Annotated in this window: 1 protein-coding gene; it reads left to right on the forward strand. The window is 37.5% G+C overall.

The window, feature by feature from the left end; all coding sequences use genetic code 11:
* A partial coding sequence (locus ABD296_RS49410) for an Lrp/AsnC family transcriptional regulator (RefSeq protein WP_344285468.1) occupies positions 1-392 on the forward strand: 392 nt, incomplete at both ends.

Below are 392 nucleotides of genomic sequence, written 5' to 3' on the forward strand. Positions count from 1 at the left end.
CATTATTAAGCCTTGATCGCACCGATTTAAAAATTTTGGATATTCTTCAAACAGATGGGCGTATTTCCAACAGCAGATTAGCTGAACTCGTCAATTTGTCTCCAACAGCAGTTATGGCACGAGTGCAGAAGCTCACCAAAGATGAATTCATCTTAGGTTATGAAGCTAAATTAAATCCAGTTAAGTTAAATGCAAATTTTTTGGTTTTTGTCGAAGTCTTACTTGATAAAACCACACCTAATGTTTTAGATGAGTTTATTGACGCAGTCGTGCATTATCCAGAAATCGTTGAATGCCATATGGTCAGTGGGGGATTTGATTTTTTAATTAAATTACGCAGTGGAAGTATGGAGGAGTTTCGACGTATCGCAGGGCAAGTGCTATGGCAATTA

This window comes from Actinomadura napierensis (assembly GCF_039529375.1).
Classification (GTDB): Bacteria; Actinomycetota; Actinomycetes; order Streptosporangiales; family Streptosporangiaceae; genus Spirillospora; species Spirillospora napierensis.